We start from the raw sequence: 20,671 nt of genomic DNA, 5'->3' as shown, positions 1-20,671 counted from the left end.
CCGAAGACTCGCGGCGACGCGGGTCTTTTTTTGCCTGCGATATTTATGTACCACCCGACACAGGGGGCCGCCCGATACCTTCTCCCGATTCCGCGCTGCGCAATCAGCAGCGGCGCGCTCTCAGTCAGGAGACGACCATGTCCGAAACCGTTGCCCCGAGTGCAGAAGAGCTACTGACCCAACTGGTCACCGGCCCCTCGATCAGAGAAGTCGCAGCGGCCGCGCTGAGTCCTGCGCTCAACGCGCTGTATCCGCTGTTGAGGATTGACCCGACACTCGCCACGGTCGTCACCCCGACCTGGGTCGATACCGGCACCGAGGTAGTGCCCGGCCCCAACGTGTTTGAATCGCTCACCGATGTGTTGGTACGACTCGGTTTGTCAGGACCGACGGTGACGCTCATCGATGGAGAACACTTCCTGACCCTGCAACCGGGCGCGGAACCGCAGGCTCAACTGCCGGTGAAAATCGATGCCATCGGCTGCCTGCTCAATGCGCTCGCACCGCAGTTGTTTATCGCCTATCAGCAACAGCAGCTTGATTACTGGAACCAGGAGACAAGCCCTTCGACGCCGCGCTGGCATTCGCTCGCGAAATCGCTGCAGGACATCTGGAGCCCCGATCCCGCCTTGGACTGGGATGCGGATGAAAAAGCCATGGCCCAGGCCATCTTCGATCACCCGGATCGCGCAACTCGGACACAGGACAAGTACCTGACCAAGGCCTGCCTGATCGACACCAATCGGCTTGAGAACGCCGTCAGCGAACACCTGCGCGTTCTGGATATCGCCGTGTTCGTGGGCACATCGGGCACGCGCACCTTGGTGCTGACGCACTCGATAGCCGAAGGGTTCAAGCGTTACGACTCGGTTGCCGCGCTGGGTGAAGCCGTGTTCAAACACCCTGGAACGTCAAGCGTCGAGCAGACCCTGCAATGGCGTCTGTATGAGCCCGAGGGCAACTTCTTTCACCACCAGGCCTGCGCGCTGATTGCGCTCGAGGTCGAAGCCATCGGTGCATTCGGTGCGGTCCAGCGCGCGTCTGCCACACCTCTTTCGCCACAAATCAGTGCGGCGGCAAAAAGCTTCACTGAATTTGAAGCCCTGCCGTCGTCACGCTTCAACAGGGTTCAGGGGTTGCTGACCGACTGGCTGAAAAACGCTTCGTCGGCGGACCTCTCCCGCTATAGCCGACACTTGATGGACCTGGCACAGCTGCGGGAACAGGACGCTGGAAAAACCTTCGACGAGGACATCGCGTCACTGCCGGCGTTTGCGCTGCAGACCCTGCGAGAGCAGATGATCAAGGATCATCCCGCGGCAGCCGACCTGGACCTGCAAGACATTGAAATCAGCATCACCAGCGTCGTGGTGCTCGGCGCTGTCGTGATACCCGGCAAGACGCAGACCACCACGCTGTCGCTGATCGAGCTGGCGCTGCAAAACCTGATTGCCGTTCCGCTGGGAAACAAGACGGTGAACTGCAAAAACGGCGACGCAGTGCCCATCTGGATGACCCCTGCCTATCTTGAAAAGCTCGTCACACAGGTCAATATCGGTGAGGTTTACCCGGCGCTGATCAAGCGCAAGTTGCTTGACGACCCGGCAGAAACGTTGCGACGACAGACGCTCTACACCCGCCATCTGCGTATCCAGCTGCCCTTGCAGGCGCTGCAACAGAAGATGCGCGGCGAGGCGGGTATTGATGAACGTGGTTACCAGTACGTTAATGCCGTCATGCTGGAAAACGCTGCCGACCGCAGGGTAAACGGGCAGGAGATTGTCATTCGACCGCTGGCCTTTATGACCGGTGATCGCGCCGGCAGCCAAGGCGATGAAGTCGCCAACATGTTCGTCATCGGCCCCAGGCTCACCGATCAAGGACCGTGCCTGCTCTACCGACCATTGCTCACCCCCTCGTTGATGCAATACCCGAGCGAGGCCAATCTGCTGTATGCCATCAAACACGAAAAATCACTTCGCCAATCGATCCTGGCCTGGCTGTCCGACGATGTTCGGTTCAACTATTCCCAGTATGTGTTCTCGGGTGATTTGCCTTCGGTCTGGACGTTGACCCAATTGCTGGTCGATCCCACGTCAGCCCTGGGCAAGATGGGCACGGTGACGCTCAGTGCAGCAGCCCTTGATGACACGCCGCTGGCCGCCCTGTTCAAGGCCAACGCCAACGCCATGATTACCTTGGCGGACCAACAATCGGTGTCCAATGCGCAAGCCCGCTGGGCAACACTCAAGCAAGGCACATGGATGCTGTTCAATGTCGCGCTGCCCTTTCTTGGTCGCACCGCCGGGGTGGCTGCGTGGATCTGGCAGATCATGGACGACTTGCAGGACATTACCGAGGCCGCTGAGAACGATGACAGCTCACTCGCCTGGTCCGCCCTGACCGATCTGCTGTTGACCCTTGGCATGGTGCTGGCTCATCGCGCCGCCACTCGCAACAAACCCGTCTCGCGGTTGCCCGAGAAGGTCGAGCCGCCACGCGTCATACCCGAAAGCAAGCCTGCGCACACCATCACGGTGAGTCATCTGCCCGACCTCAATCAGCCTCCACCCTCCCATGAGGTAGCGATGCACGCCATCGCCACGCTGCCGCCTTCATCCCTGGGCGTCTTGCTTGATGAACTGGCCGTCGCCGAACCCAAAGGGATGGCCGCCGCCTCCAGCGAGCCCGGCCTTCACCAACACCTCGGTTCGCTCAAGGGAAAATGGTATGCGAAGGTTGGCCAGCGATGGTTCGAGGTCACCCTCAACGACAATGACGATGTGCAGATCATTGATTCACGCCGGTCTCCCGCACGCACGGGGCCGTTGCTGATCAAGAACGCCAGGGGTGAATGGTTTATCGATACGCGGCTGAGGCTCAAGGCCGGAGGCAAGGAGAAACAACGGCTGGAGCAACAAAACCGGCAACGCCAGGCTGAACTGAAACAGCAAATGATCGCGTTCGAAAGCCAGACCCAAAGCCGCGAAACAGAGCTCAAGGAAGCTCAAAAAAACGCCCAGGCGACGACCGCCACCGACACCCATCGCCGCGTGTACCTTGAAATGCTCGACGCGCAGATGTCACTCCTCAGCACCAACATGGAACAGATGAAAGCCTTCAATGCTCGCGAGGCGATTCCCAATTACCGAAAAGCAATGATCAGTCGCCTGGATTTCCAGCTGTCGCTGCTGCAAAGATGGTTCGTTCAACAGCAGTCGGTTTTCGGCAATCAAATGCGCTTTTCCCTCGATCTTCTCGACAACCCGTCAACGGAAAATACACAGACCACCCGGCAAACCCATCAACTCACCGGCGAGTTGACCGCCAGCTACATCAATAAAATCGAGTCGGCACAGGCGTGCTTCGAGCAACTGAACCTGCTCGGCAAAGAAGCCATCGAAGTTATCCGCGACGTTAAAGCCAACATGCCGTCGTTCGATTTAAAGGACCTCAAACTGTTTCAGATCACACTCGGCCAAGAGTTGTGCCTCGACAACAGCGTTGAGCCCGCACCTGAAGCGCGCCAGGCACTGGAGAGCGTTGTCGAAAATGCAGGCCTTGCGATTCAGGCCTCACTGGACCTGATCGCTGACGAAGAAGTGCTGCACTTGCCGGATCGGATCGACGGGCTCAGCGATCTGGTGGAGCAACTGACGATCACCGACCAGCGCATCGTCGATCTGCCCACGGAGTTTCCCGGTCAATTCCTGCAACCAGCCCTCGACGTGATGCGCCAACGTCTCGACGGTTTTCAACAGCGCACCGTGAAACACCTGGCGAGCTTGCTGCGGGAGCGCAAGGCACTCGAGCCGCTACCCGGCCCTTCCCGTCCACCGACCGCGCCCGCCAAGCGAATCATCAAGACCCGCTACAAAGGTACTGTGGTGGGCCAGCCTCGTGCCGACTCCATGACACACGGTTCAGAACTGATCGACGTGACCTCGGCGTTGACCGGTAAAGTCATCTCGACTTTTCATGAGAAAACCCCGGGGGTCTGGGTTGAAAGAGTGGCCCCGCCACCGGTTTCCGCCGTCGTTCTCCAACCCGACTTGAGTGCAAGCACCGCTCAAGGGCAGGCGTTGCTGGAGGGATTGGAAGCGTTCATTCGTCGAACGCAAGCCCATTCAAAAGGGATGCGTCGAATCCCCGTGGAAATCGAGGAGATGTTTCATCAGCAGGCTCACCGGCTGCAGGACGCCGCCAGCGCAATCGACGCAGCGTTGGTCGCGACCAATGCCACCGAGGGCGGTCCGGGATCCGTCGTCGTTTTGGTCAAGCAGCTAAACGACGCGGCGACCAAGCTGTATAACCAGGGACGCGTCACGCGAATCAGCATGACCAAACTACAGCCGCCGACAGCGGAGCGCGTCCGCTGGCTGCAAAGCGAAGGTCAGGTCGACATCGTCAAGAATCCAGGCCGACGCTTGCTCAAAAGCCGTAAACGAGACTATCTCGAGGAATATGAGGTCCGCGATCACAGCAGCCAAAGTGTTCTGTGGTATGCCCACTTTCACTATGCGGAGCCCGCTTCACCTGCACAAGCCTTCACCGCGGCACACCTGAAAACCGTGCAACAACGACTGCTGGGTGGCGCATCCGAGTCCCGCCACGCCAACGACGACCTCCAGGCGATCTCGATCTACCGCAGCGAGATCAGCCCGCAACTGGCGACGTCCCTGTTCTTCGCAAAAGTACCGGCCTCGGCCTCAGGGTCATAAACCGTGCTGAACCCGAGACCTGCATTCGCGGGTCTTTTTTTACCCGCGATATCTATCTACCACCTCCAGTGGCCGACGCCTGATTACCGTCGATGCACCAAGAGGCTTTCCCGGCCTCGTCATTGCAGCCACCTAAGGACGCCAGACCTTTTCCAGTCGCCCGAGCGCGGCGCTGATGGCCACCTCGGGCACCGCCGCGAAACCCAGGACCAGCCCCGCGCGCTGGTCCATAGGTGTTGTCGAATCCGGCAACCAATAACCGCTCAGGGCATTGATCTCGACGTCGACACTCGCCGCCTGCTCCACCAGCTCGCGCTCGCGGGCCTGTGAGTCGACCGCCACGGTCAGATGCAGCCCTGCCGCGACACTCGGCAGGCTGCCGATGCCGGGAATATTCCGCGGCCAACCGGCCAGCAAGGTATTGCGCCGGCTCAGGGCCGCGCGACGCATGCGGCGGATATGCCGCTGGAAATGCCCGGCAGCCATGAACTCGGCCATGACCGCTTGGGTGCTGACCTCGGAGTGCCGGACGTCCACCGCTCGACGTTGCGAGAACGCCTGCACCAGCGTTGGCGGCAATACCAGGTAACCCAGGCGCAGCGCCGGGAAGGCAACTTTGCCAAACGTCCCGACGTACAAAACCCGGCCCTGCCGGTCGAGTGCGGCCAACGGGGCCAGTGGCGCGCCGCTGTAGCGGTATTCGCCATCGTAGTCGTCCTCGACGATCCAGCCTTGGGTACGTTCGGCCCAGGCCAGTAACTCAAGACGTCGCGCCAGGCTCATCACCACCCCGGTCGGGTATTGATGCGACGGCGTGACATACGCCAGTCGACAATCGCTGAGGCCATTCAATTCGTGGCAGTCGATGCCCTCACTGTCCACCGCCACGCCATGCAATCGCGCACCGGCCACGGCGAAGGCATGACCTGCCGCCCGATACCCCGGATTCTCGATCGCCACCCCATCGCCCGGTTCCACCAGCAGCTGTGCACAAAGGCTAATCCCCTGCTGCGCGCCGCTGGTGATCACTATTTGTTCAGCCGAACATTGCATTCCTCGTGAACTGCGCAAATACGCGGCGATCATGCCGCGCAAACGCTCGTCCCCTGCCGGATCGCCATAACACAGTTGCTGTAAATCCGGTTTACGCCAGAAAGCGGCATTCAGCTTGGCCCAGACCTCGAAAGGAAATAGATCGAACGCCGGAACACCCACCCGAAAAGCCCGCGGCGGACCGCTCGGCGGCAGGGCCAAATGGTTCTTTTCTACGCGCCCCAACGCGCCACTGTGGATAACTTTACTGGATGAAATCACAGGTAAATCCAGCCAATTTGTGGATAAGGCTGTGGGTAACCCTGTTGACAACCCTGTGGATACTTTTGTGGATAATTTTTTCCCGGGTGCCGCGGCTTGAGGCAATTGCGCGACGTAAGTCCCGTCACCCACCCGCCCTTCGATAAACCCCTCGGCATAGAGCTGATCGTAGGCCCGCACCACACTGTTGCGGGAAATTGCCAACGCCGCCGCCAGATCCCGGGTGGCCGGCAATCGCGTGCCACTGGCCAGTCGTCCGTCGAGCACCCGCAGGCGCAAGGCCTGATAGAGCTCGCGACTCAGACCTTGGCGACGATCGAGTTCGATACCCGCGGGGTTGAAGGACAATGAAAGCGACGTCTCGCTCATGACAATGGACCTACGAAATTGGTCATTAATGGCTCTTACAACAGACCAATAGCCTGCCTAGGATGGATGCATTCGCCAAGGAATATTTCCATGTACAACCCCAGCGGCTTTGCCATCAAAGATTTGCATGAACTGCAGCAGCAGATAATCGACACGCGTCTCGCCATGGTGGTCACCCACGGCGAGCAAGGTTTGCAAGCCAGTCATCTGCCGCTGTTATTCAATCCTGAGCAGGGCCCGAATGGCACCCTCTACGGCCACTTCGCCCGGGGCAATCCTCAGTGGAAGGAACTGCAGAACGGCGCCGAAGCCCTGGTGATTTTTGCCGGTGCCGACGCTTATGTCAGCCCGGGGTTTTACCCGAGCAAAGCCGAGCACGGCAAAGTCGTGCCGACCTGGAACTACGTCGCCGTGCACGCTTACGGAACCGCGGACGTGTTCACCGAGGCCGATCGCCTGCTCAACCTGGTGAGTGCGCTGACCGATCGTCACGAAGCAAGTCGCCAGCAGTCGTGGAAAGTCACCGACGCGCCCGCCGACTACATCGACGGCATGCTCAAAGCCATCGTCGGGTTTGCCCTGCCGATCCAGCGCCTGGAAGGCAAGCGCAAGCTCAGTCAGAACCGCAGCGCTGCAGACATCGCCGGTGTGCGCGAGGGGCTCGCCGCCAGCCCTGATGTGCATGACCAGGCCCTCGCCCACTTGATGCGTTAAGGAATGATCATGAGTCAGATTGAAATTCGCCCGGTCAGCGCAGACGATCACGCCGCCTGGCTGCCGCTGTGGCAAGCCTACCTGCGCTTCTACAACACCGAATTGGCCGATGCGGTCACGGACAGCACCTGGCAGCGCATGCTCGACCCGAATGAACCGACTCACTCGGCGTTAGCCTGGGTCGATGGCAAGGCGGTCGGCATGGTGAACTTCATCTACCATCGCTCGAACTGGAGTATCGAAAACTCCTGCTACCTTCAAGACTTGTTGGTAACCCCGCAAACCCGGGGCACCGGCATCGGCCGCAAGCTCATCGAATTTGTGTACGCCACCGCCAAAGCGGATGGTTGCTGCAAGGTCCACTGGCTGACCCACGAAACCAACGCCACCGCGATCCAGCTCTACGAGCGCATCGCCGAACGCCCCGGTTTCATCCAGTTTCGCAAAGCCCTTTAAGGTTCAAGGAGAACACTATGTCGACTTCACTCGCAGACTGGAAAGGCGCCCCGGCGCCGTCGGTTCAAGCCATCGAAGGGCGTTTCATCCGCCTGGAAAAACTCGACCCGTCGCGTCACGCCGAGGGTTTATGGAAAGCCCTGCAAGGCCCGGGATCAGACCCGAAACTCTGGGACTATCTGCCTTACGGTCCTTTCCCGGAGCGCAGCGCTTTCAATGATTGGCTGAACAACCATGCGGCCAACAGCGACCCGTATTTCTTCAGCGTGATCGACCGTGCCAGCGGTGATGTACAGGGCCTCCTGAGTCTGATGTCGATCGTCCCGGCCCAAGGTCGCATCGAAATCGGCCACGTCACCTTCGGCGCGCCGATGCAGCGTTCGCCGAAAAGCACCGAGGCCGTTTACTTGCTGGCCAAGGAATCCTTTGCACTGGGCTACCGGCGCCTGGAGTGGAAATGCAATAACGGCAACGCCCGCTCCAAGTACGCGGCCGAGCGGCTGGGGTTCAGCTTTGAAGGCGTGTTCCGTCAGCACATGGTGGTCAAGGGACAGAACCGGGATACGGCGTGGTATTCGATTCTGGATTCAGAATGGCCGGCGATTGGCGCGGGGTTTGAGCAGTGGCTATCCGATGAAAACCAGACGGAGTCCGGGCAGGTGAAAACACTGGCTGAATGCCGCGGTTAATTCGTCGACTGTACTGGCGTCTTCGCGAGCGAGCCGGATCGCCCGCGAAGTTTTGGATGTTCATTAACGCCTCGCTAAATCCCGCCTCCAGCCCAGCGAATCTGAAGTATCACAACCGTCCTCAATCAACATTGGCGAAATGCAGGCGCATTTATGAATGAAGCCCATACCCGCAACTTCAGTCCGTTGCTACACCCATTAAGCAAAAGCGGAGCTTGAGTTTTCTTAGTTCAAGTCTCGCCGAATCCGCACTACACCCATCTTCAGTCCAAACGGCTTGAACACGGCATTCAGCGATTTCAACGTTTGATTCCCTTCCCCATGCTCGATATGTACCAGCGTGCGCACCGAAATTTTGCACATTTTTGCGAATTGGGTCTGGTGCAGCCCTGTGGCCTCTACTCGTAATCGACGAACTGCCTCGCCTATCTCAAGAGTGCCTTGAGCCAGCCCTTCCTGGATACTTTCAATGAGTACAGTACGCTCGGCCACGGTCATGCTCATTTCAGGTCCCACTCTTTCAAACGCTGCTCCAGATTTTTCAAGGCAATTCGCGGGTGATTCATTGTTGCGTCGGGCAAGCCACTGGCGGTCAAAATGTCGGGGAGTGCTGCCAGATGTTTGGCATCCTCGCGCAATCGTTCGAAAGAATTCGACGCGTCACTCACCGCAGCTAATGGATCATTTGGATCGGCAATGTCAGCCAATGCTCGACATACGCCACGCCAATCAACGTCACCCGCTCTCTCCAGCTCTTTTGGCCATTTGGTAGTGCGTGTCACACCTTCGTCGTCCATCACCATAGGCGCCAGATCATAGATCGGTGCTAAACGAAACGAAGCTGTGTCCCGAAGGATTGCGGTGTTGCGGCCATGGTTATCTGAGTTGCCGAGGATTTTATTGATCAGATCCCGACGCAGGTAGTCAGCAACAAGATTCGGGATTTGGTCCGTCTGCCCCGCTTCACGCCAGAGTCTCGCAAGTAGCCGGATAACCTCCATGTGGTCCATTGCGCTACCGGGCGTGGTTATTTGCGCCAAAGAATAGATCGACTCTACGGCAAAACGCTCGACCCCCTGAGGGGTTACTTGTCGGTCAAAACGCTGCATCCACAAACTAGGTTTGGTCGCCTCTTCCAACGCCAAGCCCTGTTCTGCCACCGTCTCGATGTCTAGTTTCTGTAGTGCTTTGTAGTAGTGGTATTCGCTTCTGAGGATATCTTGATCGTTCCTGTTTCCTTTGTTGCGAGAGAACTTCACGAACCAGTGCTGGGTAACGTCTGCGTCGTCCAATACTGCGTCCGGGTATAAATTTCCATCCTTACCCTGAACTAACAAAAGTTTGGGCGCCTCGCCACCCGCCCCCGTTGCTCCACCAATAGCGGCGCCTTGCTCATAGGCATATTCGAGAAACCGGTTATCACGACTAATGACCTCTTGGCGTTTAAACCCTATAGCCTCACGCTGATCTACCGCCTCGACGGACTCCTTTATGCGCATATTGCCAATCGGTGCCGGAGTGCTTCTGGCCACTAAATAAAGATCAGTACTGATATCAGCAGGCTTGTCGCGACCTATGCGCGCCAGAAGAAATCTCTTGGCTGCACCGGAAGGAGCAATATCGTGCAGAAATGCTGGTGCATTGGATCGCTTGCCCTCCCATTCAAGGGGAAACCTGGCACTCACCGCCTTGGCAAATGGAGCTCCGATGTCCTCAATATTTTCGATGAGATAAGGTGTTGCGTAGCCGAAGTTACATCGACTTTCGAATCCTTTTTCAGGGCTGTCGAAGCTCAAGACCATGGCGTCGTGCCATTTCCCTGTAATGAAAATCTGTAAAGTCAGGTCGTACATGCCATCAGCACCTGCATAAATGCATTTCTTGAGGATTTCTTAAGCCTTGAGTGCACTATAGTGCGTTTGTGAAGCTCCAGGCCTACGCTTAAACGCATTAAAATGCAGATAGATCACGATTAGCCGTTTTAGAATGCAAAATAATGCAGATACAGGGGGCGCGCAGACATCATTCTGTAAACACCCTCCGCTATACAAGACGGCCCGCTTATAACAAAAAGGCCGTCTCACATGCCCTTCTCACCCCAGCGCCTGGCACTCAGCATCGCGTTGTTGATCAGCACCGGCGCCCACGCCGCACCCTTCAAGAATGTGCAGATCGACACGCCGACCACCGCGGCACAAACCCTGGGCGGCGCAGACACGCTGACGATTTTAGCGCCGGGCAGCATCACCAACGCTGGCAAGGCAGTGAGCCTGAAAGACAGCACCAGCGGCGTGGGTGTGGTGATCGATAACTCGGGCAGGATCATCTCGACCGGCGGCCGGGCGATCGACAGCAGCGGTGACCTGACCCAGGCACGCAACTACAGCATTTATAACCGCGCGGGTGGGCAGATTCTCGGTTTCAACGACGCGTTGCGCATCGACAGCAACTTCGCCAGCGGCAGCTTGCTGATCGACAACAGCGGCATTATCCGCTCGACCTCCGGCCAAGGGCTGGACCTGGATGCGCTGCGCAGTGCCGGGGTCAAAACGACGATCATCAACCGCGCAGGCGGGTTGATTCGCGGGGACGCCAGCGATGGCATGAAGACCGGCGCCAACGCGATAATCACCAACTATGGCGAGATCTCTACCGGCGACGCTCGAATCGCTGACAACAAATTCGACGGTATCGACATCGACACCGCGACCGGCGTGACGGTGACCAACTACGGCAGCATTTCCGGTGGCCGCCATGGCATCACCACTGACCTGGGCGCGACACTCACCAACTACGGTCAAATCACCGGCCGCAATGGCTCGGGCTTCGGCTCCGATGGCGACGGCACCGTCATCAACCACGGCACGATTACCGGTGCTTATTCGGGCCTGCAACCCAATGGCGACGGTGATGGCGTGGACATCGACAAGCTCGCCCACATCGAAAACTACGGCACCATTCAAGGTGTCGGTGCCGGCGGTGTCGATAAAGGGGGGTTCGCCAACGGCAGCGAAGGCATCGCGTTGGGTGGCGGCTATGTATTGAACGCCAACGGGGCGCTGATCAGCGGCGCCAACAGCGCCATTTTGGTGGACGACGGCAGCGGCGGTTCGGGCGTGGCCGCGACCACGCTGGAAAACTTCGGCACCATTCAGGGCCTCGACGGATTCGGCGTGAAGTTCGTCGGCGGGTTCGATGACAGCGTGATCAACGGCGGCACGATCAGCGGCAGCAATGGCCTGGCGCTGGACTTGGGTGGCGGCAACGACAACCTGACAGTGCGCAATGGCAGCCGCTTCGTCGGCATGGTCGACGGCGGCAGCGGTGACGACCGCGTGGTGATGGACGACGCGGCGGGCGGCCATTTCGGTGCGAGTCGCAACTTCGAATGGCTGGAGGTCAAGCACGGGGCCTGGACGCTGACCGGCAGCGGTGATTTCAGCGACGGCGGCGCGGTGCGCAATGGTGCAACGCTGATCAACCAGGGCGGCATCGCTGGTACTTTGACCGTCGATGCGGGCGGTGTATATGCCGGTGGTGGTTCGGTCGGCAACTTGCTGGTCAACGGGACGTTACGGACCAACACTCAACTCGGCACAGCAACCATCAGCCACGACTTGACCATGGGCAGCGGCGCGACCCTGGCCTACGGCGTCAATGCCGATGGCAGCAGCGCGCCGCTCCAGGTCGGCGGCTTAGCCAACCTGAACGGCTCAACCCTGGCGGTGAACCCTGGCAGCGGCACTTATCCGTGGCAGAGCCACTACACCGTCCTGCAAGCCGCGAGCATCAACGGTATCTTCGGCAAGGTCACCAGCGACTACGCGTTCATCACGCCGACCCTCGCTTACACCCCGACACAAGTCGACCTGACCTACACGCGCAACGATGTTGCCTTCAACCAATTCGCGGTCACGGGTAACGGCAGCAACGCCGCCAACAGCCTGGCCTCGATGGGCAAAAATAACGCGCTCTACAACGCACTGCTGAACACCACCAGCGCCACGGCCGGCGCGGCGATCGAGCAACTCGCCGGCGCCAGCAACGCCAACCTGACCAGCGCCACCCTCAGCGCCAGCAGCCAGATCGGCAGCAGCATGCTGTCGGCGATGCAGCAAATGGGCGGTGGCCCAGGATTGCTGGTCGGCCTGGATCAGCGCGACACCCCAGTACTCGCCGCCGCTGGCGTTCCCTCTGAAGCCCGCAACCTCAATGACCCGAACGCCCAAGGCCGACTCTGGCTGCAAGCCATCGGTGGCTACGGCAAGCTCGATGGCGAGCATGGCAGCAGCGGCCTGGAGCAGCGCACCAAAGGCAGCGTGCTCGGGGCCGACTGGGCGCTCAATCCGCAATGGCGATTGGGTGTTCTGGGCGGTTATTCGAAAACAGATCTGGATGCCACGGGAGTCGATGGCAATGTCGAGAGCTGGCACGCCGGCGTCTATGCCTTGCGCCAAAGCGGTCCCTTCGCTTTGCGCCTTGGTGCCGCGTACAGCGGTCATCAAGGTGAAAGCAAACGCACGGTGGCCTTCAACGGCTTCAGCGACCGCCCAAAAGGCGATTACAACGCCGACAGCCAACAGGCCTTCGCCGAACTGGGCTACGCAATGGGCAGCGGTCGACTCAGTGCCGAGCCGTTTGCCAACCTCGGCTACCAGCGTTATCACCGCGACCGCTACCAGGAAAAAGGTGGCGCCGCCGCCCTTCAAGTCGACAAACAAACCCAGGACAACTTCAGCAGCACCTTCGGCCTGCGCTTGGCGCATCTGAGTTCGCTGGAGAACGGTATGAGCCTGACGCCCCGTATGACCGCAGGCTGGAAGCACACCTATGGCGATGTCAGTAACTCGACGCGTCAGGCTTTTGTGGTCGGGGGAACGGCGTTCAGCGTTGATGGCAGTTCACTGGACCGTGACAGTCTGGTGCTGGAAGCCGGGCTGGACCTGGGCATTTCGGCGCGGCATTCGGTGGGGATTGGGTACAGCGGAGAGATGGGGAGCAACAGCCGCAATCATGGGGTGATTGGGCAGTGGCAGATGAGTTTCTGATCCGTAAAAAACAGACCAGTCCGGAAAGGTTGTAGGCAAATACTCCGCCGTGTGAAGGCCAATGCACACGTAATCTGCGGAGTAGGATTTTTGCTACAACCGAATTTCCATGGCCCTTCAAAAATGCCGGAAACGCCCGGCATTCAAGGACCAGCGCTCCCTCCTAGAGTTTGACCTTCTCAAAAACAAGGTCAAATTCAATGCCCACGCCGTCCACTTATCGCCCGCATCGACTCGCCCTGGCGATCGCCCTCTCCCTTGGCTGCATCGATGTATCGATGGCTCAGCAACCAGAGATTGATGCGGCTGTCGAAGCGCCCGACAAAAAAGCTCGAACAACCGCTTGGCGAAAAAGTGATGATCTTTTGGCGATCAGGAACTTCATTGGTCCGATGCAGCATGCCGTCAAACCCGCTTCACTAAAGCCACCAGAACCGGTAATTCAGCCGCCAACTGATTCGGCTGCCCCGGAACCTGTAGATCTCGCAGCGCACCTTTACGACTTTCCCGAAACTGCCGACGATTCGCTCCCACCACCATCGCCCGCAACACCGGAAGGCGAACCCGGCCCGGTTTCGGCTGAGGTGCCAGCGAATCCTGCTCCACCTGTAGCCGCTACCACGGAACCCATCGATCCAGCGGAGCCTCTTTACGAGTTACCCGGGAACAATGATGTCCCGCTCGAAACGGTAGATAACGATTTACCGATGACGTTCGACGAATTCTCAAATGCCGATGGCGTCAAGCGCACCACTGCAGCAGGGCGGTACGAAAACATCGACGGCGTCTCACTGACACTGGGGATGGGAGATGACCTTCTTATCATCGGTAGCGGAGTCAGCTTTGCAGGAGAAATTCAGGGCGGTGGCGGGAAAAACGCAATACTGCTCGACTCCCCCGAGGGCGGCGTACTCGACAAAACCAGTCACTTTTCCGGGTTGCGAGTCGCGCAAGGCGCTTGGTCTTTGACGGGTAAAGACGACTTCGACCGCGGAGCCGAGGTATTGGACGGCGCAACGCTGTTCAACATGGGCAGCATCGCGGGTGATGCCATTGTTCGCGAAGGGGGTCGCTACGGTGGCCAAGGTGAAGTACGCAATCTTTATGTAGACGGTACATTGCAGGTCAGCGAGCGGCTTGGCGCTCCACGCATCAAAGGAGACCTGATATTCACAGAGGGTGCCACGCTCTCCTACGGCGTAACGGCTACCGGCAAGCCTCCCACCATCATCGTCGAAGGTATTGCAGCGCTTGAAAATGCCTCACTGGAGGTTGCTGCACTGCCGGGCAACTATCCCGACAGCAGTGATTACACAGTGCTGAAAGCCGGCCTGGTGGAAGGAAAATTCGGTAGCGTCACGAGCAATCTGGCGTACATGACGCCGAAGCTGTCTTACTCCAAGACTGATGTGGTGCTCAACTACGCTCGCAATGAAGTATCGATAGAGGATTTCGCCGCAGACGACAATGCTCGAGCGTTTGGCCAAAGCGTGGCCGAGCCGACGGCTAAAACAAGTGAGTCCAATGCGGCCGTCACCGCCCTGCTCACCACCGACAAATCCACCGCCACCTACGCTCTTGAGCAACTGGCCGGTGACAGCAATGCCAACCTCGCCAAGGCAACCCTCAACAGCGACAGCCCCGTCAGCGCCTCCTTGCTCTCGACCATGCGCCAACTGGACCGCGCCAGCGCGTACAACCCACGCGGCAACCGTTCCAACTCGCCACGACTCGCCGCCGGCAGCCCGGAAAACGGCAGGGTCTGGCTGCAAGCCTTGGGACACGGTGGAACGCTGGATCGCGACCACTACGCTCTGCAAACGTCGACCAAAGGCCTCGTTCTGGGCGCAGATTGGGGTGTCGATGAGGAATGGCGTGTCGGTGTGATGGGCGGCAAGTCTGAGACTCGCCTGGACAGTCGTGAACTCGACGGCGATTTTGACAGTTGGCACTTGGGCGCCTATGCCCTGCGCCAGAACGGCCCCATGTCGCTACGCTTGGGCGCGACCTACAGCAATCACGACGCCAGCACTAAACGTCGGGTTGCCTTCAACGGTTTCAGCGACCGCCCCGAAGGCCGTTATGCTGCCAGCACCCAGCAGGCCTTCGCGGAAGTGGGTTACAACCTGGGTCGAGCCAATGTCAGCATCGAACCCTTTGCCAGCCTTGGCTACCAACGCTATCAGCGCGACGGTTACACGGAAAAAGGTGGCGCGGCAGCGTTGAAAGTCCACGGCCAGACCCAGAACAACCTCAACAGCACGTTCGGCCTGCGACTGGCGAAGATCAACACCCTGGATAACGGCATGCAACTGACCCCGAGGTTCAGTGCCGGCTGGAAACACACCTACGGGGATATCGACATCGACACCCGTCAGCGACTGGCAACGGGCGGAAAGAACTTCACCGTTTCCGGTGCGCCGCTGGACCGTGACAGCTTGCTGGTTGATACAGGTCTGGACCTTGGCTTGTCAGCGAAACATACGTTGGGGGTCGGCCTTAACGGCGAGATCGGCACTGACAGCCGCAATCACGGCGTAATGGGCCAGTGGCGGATGGCGTTCTGATCAACCATTGATTCACCCAGTCCCAGTGGGAGCGAGCAGGCTCGCTCCCACATTTTCAAACGCGAAACTGCGGGCAAAAAAAAGGGGAGCACATGCCCCCCCGAGGTTTAAAACGGTGTATCGAGGCTGTTATCTCAGCCTTCGATCTCGATCAGGATTTCGCCCGGGTTCACCCGGTCGCCCTTCGCCACATGGATGGCGGTGACTTTACCGGCGATGGCCGCCTGGACTTCGGTTTCCATCTTCATCGCTTCGGTGATCAGCACGGCCTGGCCGGCCTTCACGGTATCGCCTTCCTTGACCAGCACGTCGACGATGTTGCCCGGCATGGTGGTGCTGACGTGGCCCGGAGCTGTGGCTTGCTTGCGCTTGCTGTTGCCGCCGCTGACGAATTCGTTGAGCGGTTCGAACACCACTTCTTCCGGCATGCCGTCGATCGACAGATAGAAGTGACGCTTGCCTTCAGCCTTGACGCCAACACCGGTAATGTCGACGCGGTAGGTTTCGCCGTGGACGTCGATGACGAACTCGGTCGGCACACCTTCACCACCGGCCGAGGTCACACCGCCGGCTTCAGGAATCGGCAGCAGCACTTCTGGCGTCAGGGTGCCGGCCGCGCGTTCTTCGAGGAATTTGCGGCCGATGTCCGGGAACATGGCGTAAGTCAGCACGTCTTCTTCAGACTTGGCCACGGCACCGATCTCGGCACGCAGCTTGGTCATTTCCGGCTTCAGCAAATCGGCCGGACGCACGTCGATCACGTCTTCGCTACCAATCGCCTGACGACGCAGTTTCTCGTTCACAGTGCCCGGCGCCTTGCCGTAGCCGCCTTGCAGGTAGAGCTTCACTTCGTTGGTGATGGTCTTGTAGCGCTCGCCGGCCAGCACGTTGAAGAACGCCTGGGTGCCAACGATTTGCGAAGTCGGGGTCACCAGCGGCGGGAAACCAAGGTCTTCACGAACTCGCGGGATTTCGGCCAGCACCTCGGCCATGCGGTTCAGGGCCCCCTGCTCTTTCAGCTGGTTGGCCAGGTTGGAGATCATCCCGCCCGGTACCTGGTTGACTTGCACACGGGTATCGACTGCGGTGAACTCGCTTTCGAACTGGTGGTATTTCTTGCGCACGGCGTAGAAATACAGACCGATCTCTTGCAGCAGCTCCAGGTTCAAACCGGTGTCGAACTCGCTGCCTTTAAGGGCGGCGACCATCGACTCGGTGCCTGGGTGGCTGGTGCCCGAAGCGAAGCTGGAGATCGCGGTGTCGATGTGGTCGGCACCGTTTTCGATGGCCTTGAGTTGGCACATCGTGGCCAGGCCAGCGGTGTCGTGGGAGTGGATGAACACCGGCAGCGATTGCTCGGATTTCAACGCCTTGACCAGTTCGCCGGTGGCGTATGGCGTCAGCAGACCGGCCATGTCCTTGATCGCCACCGAGTCGCAACCCATGGCTTCCATTTGCTTGGCTTGAGCCACGAACGCGTCAATGGTGTGCACCGGGCTGGTGGTGTACGCGATGGTGCCTTGGGCATGTTTGCCGGCCGCTTTTACGGCTTCGATGGCGACGCGCAGGTTACGCACATCATTCATGGCATCGAAGATGCGGAATACGTCGATGCCGTTGACCGCTGCCTTGGCGACGAAAGCCCTGACCACATCGTCGCTGTAATGGCGGTAGCCCAGCAGGTTCTGGCCACGCAGGAGCATTTGCAGGCGCGTGTTAGGCAGCGCGGCGCGCAGTTGGCGCAGACGCTCCCACGGGTCTTCTTTGAGGAAGCGTACGCAAGCGTCGAAAGTCGCGCCGCCCCAGCATTCCAGCGACCAGTAGCCGACTTTGTCGAGCTTGTCGCAGATCGGCAGCATGTCTTCGGTGCGCATGCGGGTGGCGAGCAGCGATTGGTGGGCGTCGCGCAGGATGGTGTCGGTTACAAAGATCTTCTTGCTCATTCTTATATTCCTCACAGGCCTGCGTGGGCGGCGATGGCGGCGGCGATGGCCAGGGCCAGCTCTTCGGGTTTGCGCTTGATCGAGTAGTTGGTCAGTTCAGGGTGGCTATCAACGAAGCTGGTATTGAACTGGCCGCTACGGAATTCAGGGTTACGCAGGATTTCCTGGTAGTACGCGGCAGTGGTCTTGACCCCTTGCAGACGCATGTCGTCCAGGGCGCGCAAGCCACGGTCCATTGCTTCTTCCCAAGTCAGCGCCCACACCACCAGTTTCAGGCACATGGAGTCGTAGAACGGCGGAATGGTGTAGCCGGTGTAGATGGCCGTGTCGGTGCGCACGCCGGGGCCGCCGGGCGCGTAGTAACGGGTGATCTTGCCGAAGCTCGGCAGGAAGTTGTTTTTCGGGTCTTCGGCGTTGATCCGGAATTGCAGCGCGAAACCGCGGTGCTGGATGTCTTCCTGTTTCACCGACAGCGGCAGGCCGGACGCAATGCGGATCTGCTCACGGACGATGTCGATCCCGGTGATTTCTTCGGTGATGGTGTGTTCCACCTGCACCCGGGTGTTCATCTCCATGAAGTACACCTCGCCCTCGGCGAGCAGGAACTCCACGGTGCCAGCGTTCTCGTAGCCCACGGCCTTGGCTGCGCGCACAGACAGGTCGCCGATGTAGGCGCGCTGTTCCGGGGTCAGTTGCGGGCTTGGCGCGATTTCGATGAGCTTCTGGTTACGGCGCTGGATCGAGCAATCACGCTCGAACAGGTGCACCACGTTGCCAAAGCTGTCGCCGAGGATCTGCGCTTCGATGTGTTTCGGGTTGACGATGCATTTTTCCAGGAACACTTCCGCCGAACCGAAGGCCTTGGTGGCTTCGGAAATGACGCGCGGGAAGGCTTGTTCGAGTTCTTCACGGCTGTCGCAACGACGAATACCCCGGCCACCACCACCGGACGTGGCCTTGAGCATGACCGGATAACCGATGCGGTCACCTTCGACCAAGGCTTCGGCGATGTCCGCGACGTTGCCTTCGGTCCCCGGGGTGACGGGTACGCCTGCCTTGATCATGCTGCGACGGGCTTCAGTCTTGTCGCCCATGCGGCGAATCACTTCAGCCGATGGACCGATGAACTTGATGCCGCGCTCGGCGCAGATGTCTGCCAGTTCAGCGTTTTCCGACAGGAAACCATAGCCGGGATGCAAGGCATCACAACCGGTCTCGACCGCCAGATTCACCAGCTTGCGCGCATTCAGGTAACCCGCCAATGGCTCGGCACCGATGCTGTGGGCCTCATCCGCGCGCTTCACATGCAAGGCATGGCGGTCGGCGTCGGAATAGATCGCGACCGAGCGAATGCCCATCTCGGCGCAGGCACGCACGATTCGTACGGCAATCTCACCACGGTTGGCGATCAGGATCTTTTTTATCACTTGGAGGTTCCCTTGAGCCGGTGGTACCCACGACCTGCTAGACCAGGTCGACGCGTGACTAAATGTTTCGACTTAGTCGCAGCCCCACACTAGCCCCCACAAGGGATTAACAAAAATGATTAATAATTGGGTTAGCCATAAGTAAAGACTTATAGTTGATCCATCAGCTTGTGGCGAGAGTGCTTATAAAATGCGTAAGTCATTGATGCGTATGACATTGCGTCAATTGCAGATCTTCAATGAGGTCTGTGATTTGAGGTCGTACAGCCGGGCAGCCGATGAAATGTCCCTCACCCAACCGGCCGTCAGCTTGCAGATTCGTCAGCTTGAGGAGCTGATTGGTCAGCCTTTGTTCGATTACGTCGGCAAAAAACTCTACATGACGGAAGCCGCCGAAGCACTACAGCGTGCCAGTCGAGACATTTTCGGGCGCCTGGAAAACCTCGATATGCAGCTGTCGGACATGCAGGGATCGTTGCAGGGACAGCTGAAACTGGCGGTGGAATCCAGCGCCAAGTATTTCGTCCCGCACTTGTTTGCTGCGTTCAAGCGTCAGCATCCGGAAGTGAATCTGCAACTGACGGTGGTCAACCGAGGGCAGGTGATCCGTCGGTTGTCTGATAACCGCGACGACCTGGTGATCATGTCCATGGTGCCGCAGGACATGGGGCTGGAATTCCTGCCGTTCCTCAACAACCCGATCGTGGCCGTGGCGCCACCGGACCATCCGCTGTGTCACATGGGGCCGCTGCGCCTGCAAGACCTCGAGCCTTACACCCTGCTGCTGCGCGAGCCCGGCTCTGGAACGCGTATGGCGTGCGAAGAGTATTTCAAAGAGAAGCGCGTGCACTTCAACCAGACGCAGGAGGTCTCATCGGCCGAAGCCCAGCGTGAATGTGTGCTGGCGGGTCTGGGCGTCGCGCTGTTGACGCGCCACGCCCTGAACCTTGAGTTGGCGACCGGCGGATTGATCGAGTTACCGGTCGAAGAACTGCCGCTGTACCGCAGCTGGTGCCTGGTGCAGGCCAAGGCCAAACGGCTGTCGCCGGTGGCCCACGCATTCCTTGCGTTTATCCGCAGCGAACGGGTGCAGATTAGCGCCCTGGTTGAGCGTTTCGACGGGAAGTTGCGGGAGCTGCCTGCCAGTAGTTGAGTTCCAGATCAGAAAAATCGCCGATCTCGGCCAGCAACTGGCGGCGCTCGCAGCGATCTTCGATGGCGCGGCGAAATTCCATGCGGCGCTGGTCTTCTTGCTGGCGACGGGTTTTGACGGCGCTGTTGCGTTCTTCGTAGGGCTGGGCCATTTCGAGTCTCCCAAGGCGATTACGGGAGTTTCAAGATAGGCGCGAGGGATGACGGTTTGGCGGCGGGTGGGTTACAGAACGATGAAACTCGCAGACTGACCGCGAACCTGTGGCGAGGG

Annotated in this window: 13 protein-coding genes; 7 read left to right on the top strand and 6 right to left on the bottom strand. The window is 59.2% G+C overall.

Translation table 11 applies throughout. From position 1 onward, the window contains the following. The first annotated feature begins 137 nt into the window (after positions 1-137). Positions 138-4,721: a dermonecrotic toxin domain-containing protein gene (locus tag AC1ROI_RS05740; protein ID WP_102595848.1), complete on the top strand. Its 4,584-nt coding sequence runs from the start codon at positions 138-140 to the stop codon at positions 4,719-4,721. 132 nt (positions 4,722-4,853) lie between these two features. Here the strand turns inward: AC1ROI_RS05740 and pdxR are convergent, their stop codons facing one another. After that, complete coding sequence (pdxR, locus tag AC1ROI_RS05735) at positions 4,854-6,404, bottom strand: MocR-like pyridoxine biosynthesis transcription factor PdxR (protein ID WP_102643302.1); 1,551 nt, start codon at positions 6,402-6,404, stop codon at positions 4,854-4,856. 90 nt (positions 6,405-6,494) lie between these two features. On the opposite strand from pdxR, the gene AC1ROI_RS05730 reads away from it, so the two are divergent. From AC1ROI_RS05730 to AC1ROI_RS05720, 3 genes are read left to right on the top strand one after another with little or no spacing between them, the layout of a single operon-like run. After that, positions 6,495-7,118, top strand: a complete 624-nt coding sequence (locus AC1ROI_RS05730) for an FMN-binding negative transcriptional regulator (protein WP_102594424.1) — start codon at positions 6,495-6,497, stop codon at positions 7,116-7,118. A gap of 9 nt (positions 7,119-7,127) precedes the next feature. Then, positions 7,128-7,574, top strand: coding sequence for a GNAT family N-acetyltransferase (locus AC1ROI_RS05725; protein ID WP_102594425.1), 447 nt, complete (start codon positions 7,128-7,130; stop codon positions 7,572-7,574). 17 nt (positions 7,575-7,591) lie between these two features. Then, positions 7,592-8,263 carry a GNAT family N-acetyltransferase gene (locus AC1ROI_RS05720; protein WP_077748540.1) on the top strand — a complete coding sequence of 224 codons (672 nt, stop codon included), beginning with the start codon at positions 7,592-7,594 and terminating at the stop codon, positions 8,261-8,263. Between the two features lie 225 nt (positions 8,264-8,488). Here the strand turns inward: AC1ROI_RS05720 and AC1ROI_RS05715 are convergent, their stop codons facing one another. Both AC1ROI_RS05715 and AC1ROI_RS05710 read right to left on the bottom strand, forming a co-directional pair. Next, entirely contained in the window at positions 8,489-8,767 is a 279-nt protein-coding gene (locus AC1ROI_RS05715) for a helix-turn-helix domain-containing protein (protein WP_083375432.1), read from the bottom strand. After that, positions 8,764-10,116 carry a HipA domain-containing protein gene (locus AC1ROI_RS05710; protein WP_102594426.1) on the bottom strand — a complete coding sequence of 451 codons (1,353 nt, stop codon included), beginning with the start codon at positions 10,114-10,116 and terminating at the stop codon, positions 8,764-8,766. Before AC1ROI_RS05710 ends, AC1ROI_RS05715 begins: the two co-directional genes overlap by 4 nt. Positions 10,117-10,347: 231 nt before the next feature. Here AC1ROI_RS05710 and AC1ROI_RS05705 point away from each other — a divergent pair, with 231 nt between their 5' ends. Further along, positions 10,348-13,311 (top strand): autotransporter outer membrane beta-barrel domain-containing protein, encoded by a 2,964-nt coding sequence (locus AC1ROI_RS05705; RefSeq protein WP_102594427.1) that lies wholly within the window; start codon positions 10,348-10,350, stop codon positions 13,309-13,311. 707 nt (positions 13,312-14,018) lie between these two features. Beyond that, entirely contained in the window at positions 14,019-15,878 is a 1,860-nt protein-coding gene (locus tag AC1ROI_RS05700; protein ID WP_102594428.1) for an autotransporter outer membrane beta-barrel domain-containing protein, read from the top strand. A 134-nt stretch (positions 15,879-16,012) separates the two neighbouring features. On the opposite strand, the gene oadA is transcribed toward AC1ROI_RS05700, so the two are convergent. Further along, positions 16,013-17,821, bottom strand: coding sequence for a sodium-extruding oxaloacetate decarboxylase subunit alpha (gene oadA, locus AC1ROI_RS05695; RefSeq protein WP_010465372.1), 1,809 nt, complete (start codon positions 17,819-17,821; stop codon positions 16,013-16,015). A gap of 11 nt (positions 17,822-17,832) precedes the next feature. Continuing rightward, positions 17,833-19,248 carry an acetyl-CoA carboxylase biotin carboxylase subunit gene (locus tag AC1ROI_RS05690; RefSeq protein ID WP_010465373.1) on the bottom strand — a complete coding sequence of 472 codons (1,416 nt, stop codon included), beginning with the start codon at positions 19,246-19,248 and terminating at the stop codon, positions 17,833-17,835. 190 nt (positions 19,249-19,438) lie between these two features. On the opposite strand from AC1ROI_RS05690, the gene AC1ROI_RS05685 reads away from it, so the two are divergent. Beyond that, complete coding sequence (locus tag AC1ROI_RS05685) at positions 19,439-20,401, top strand: LysR family transcriptional regulator (RefSeq protein WP_010465374.1); 963 nt, start codon at positions 19,439-19,441, stop codon at positions 20,399-20,401. On the opposite strand, the gene AC1ROI_RS05680 is transcribed toward AC1ROI_RS05685, so the two are convergent. Next, positions 20,343-20,552, bottom strand: coding sequence for a PA3496 family putative envelope integrity protein (locus AC1ROI_RS05680; protein WP_010465375.1), 210 nt, complete (start codon positions 20,550-20,552; stop codon positions 20,343-20,345). The genes AC1ROI_RS05685 and AC1ROI_RS05680 overlap by 59 nt on opposite strands. Positions 20,553-20,671: the final 119 nt, after the last annotated feature.

It is taken from the genome of Pseudomonas sp. GW823-FHT02C02 (genome assembly GCF_058797635.1).
This window is presented reverse-complemented; position numbering and strand designations above follow the sequence as displayed.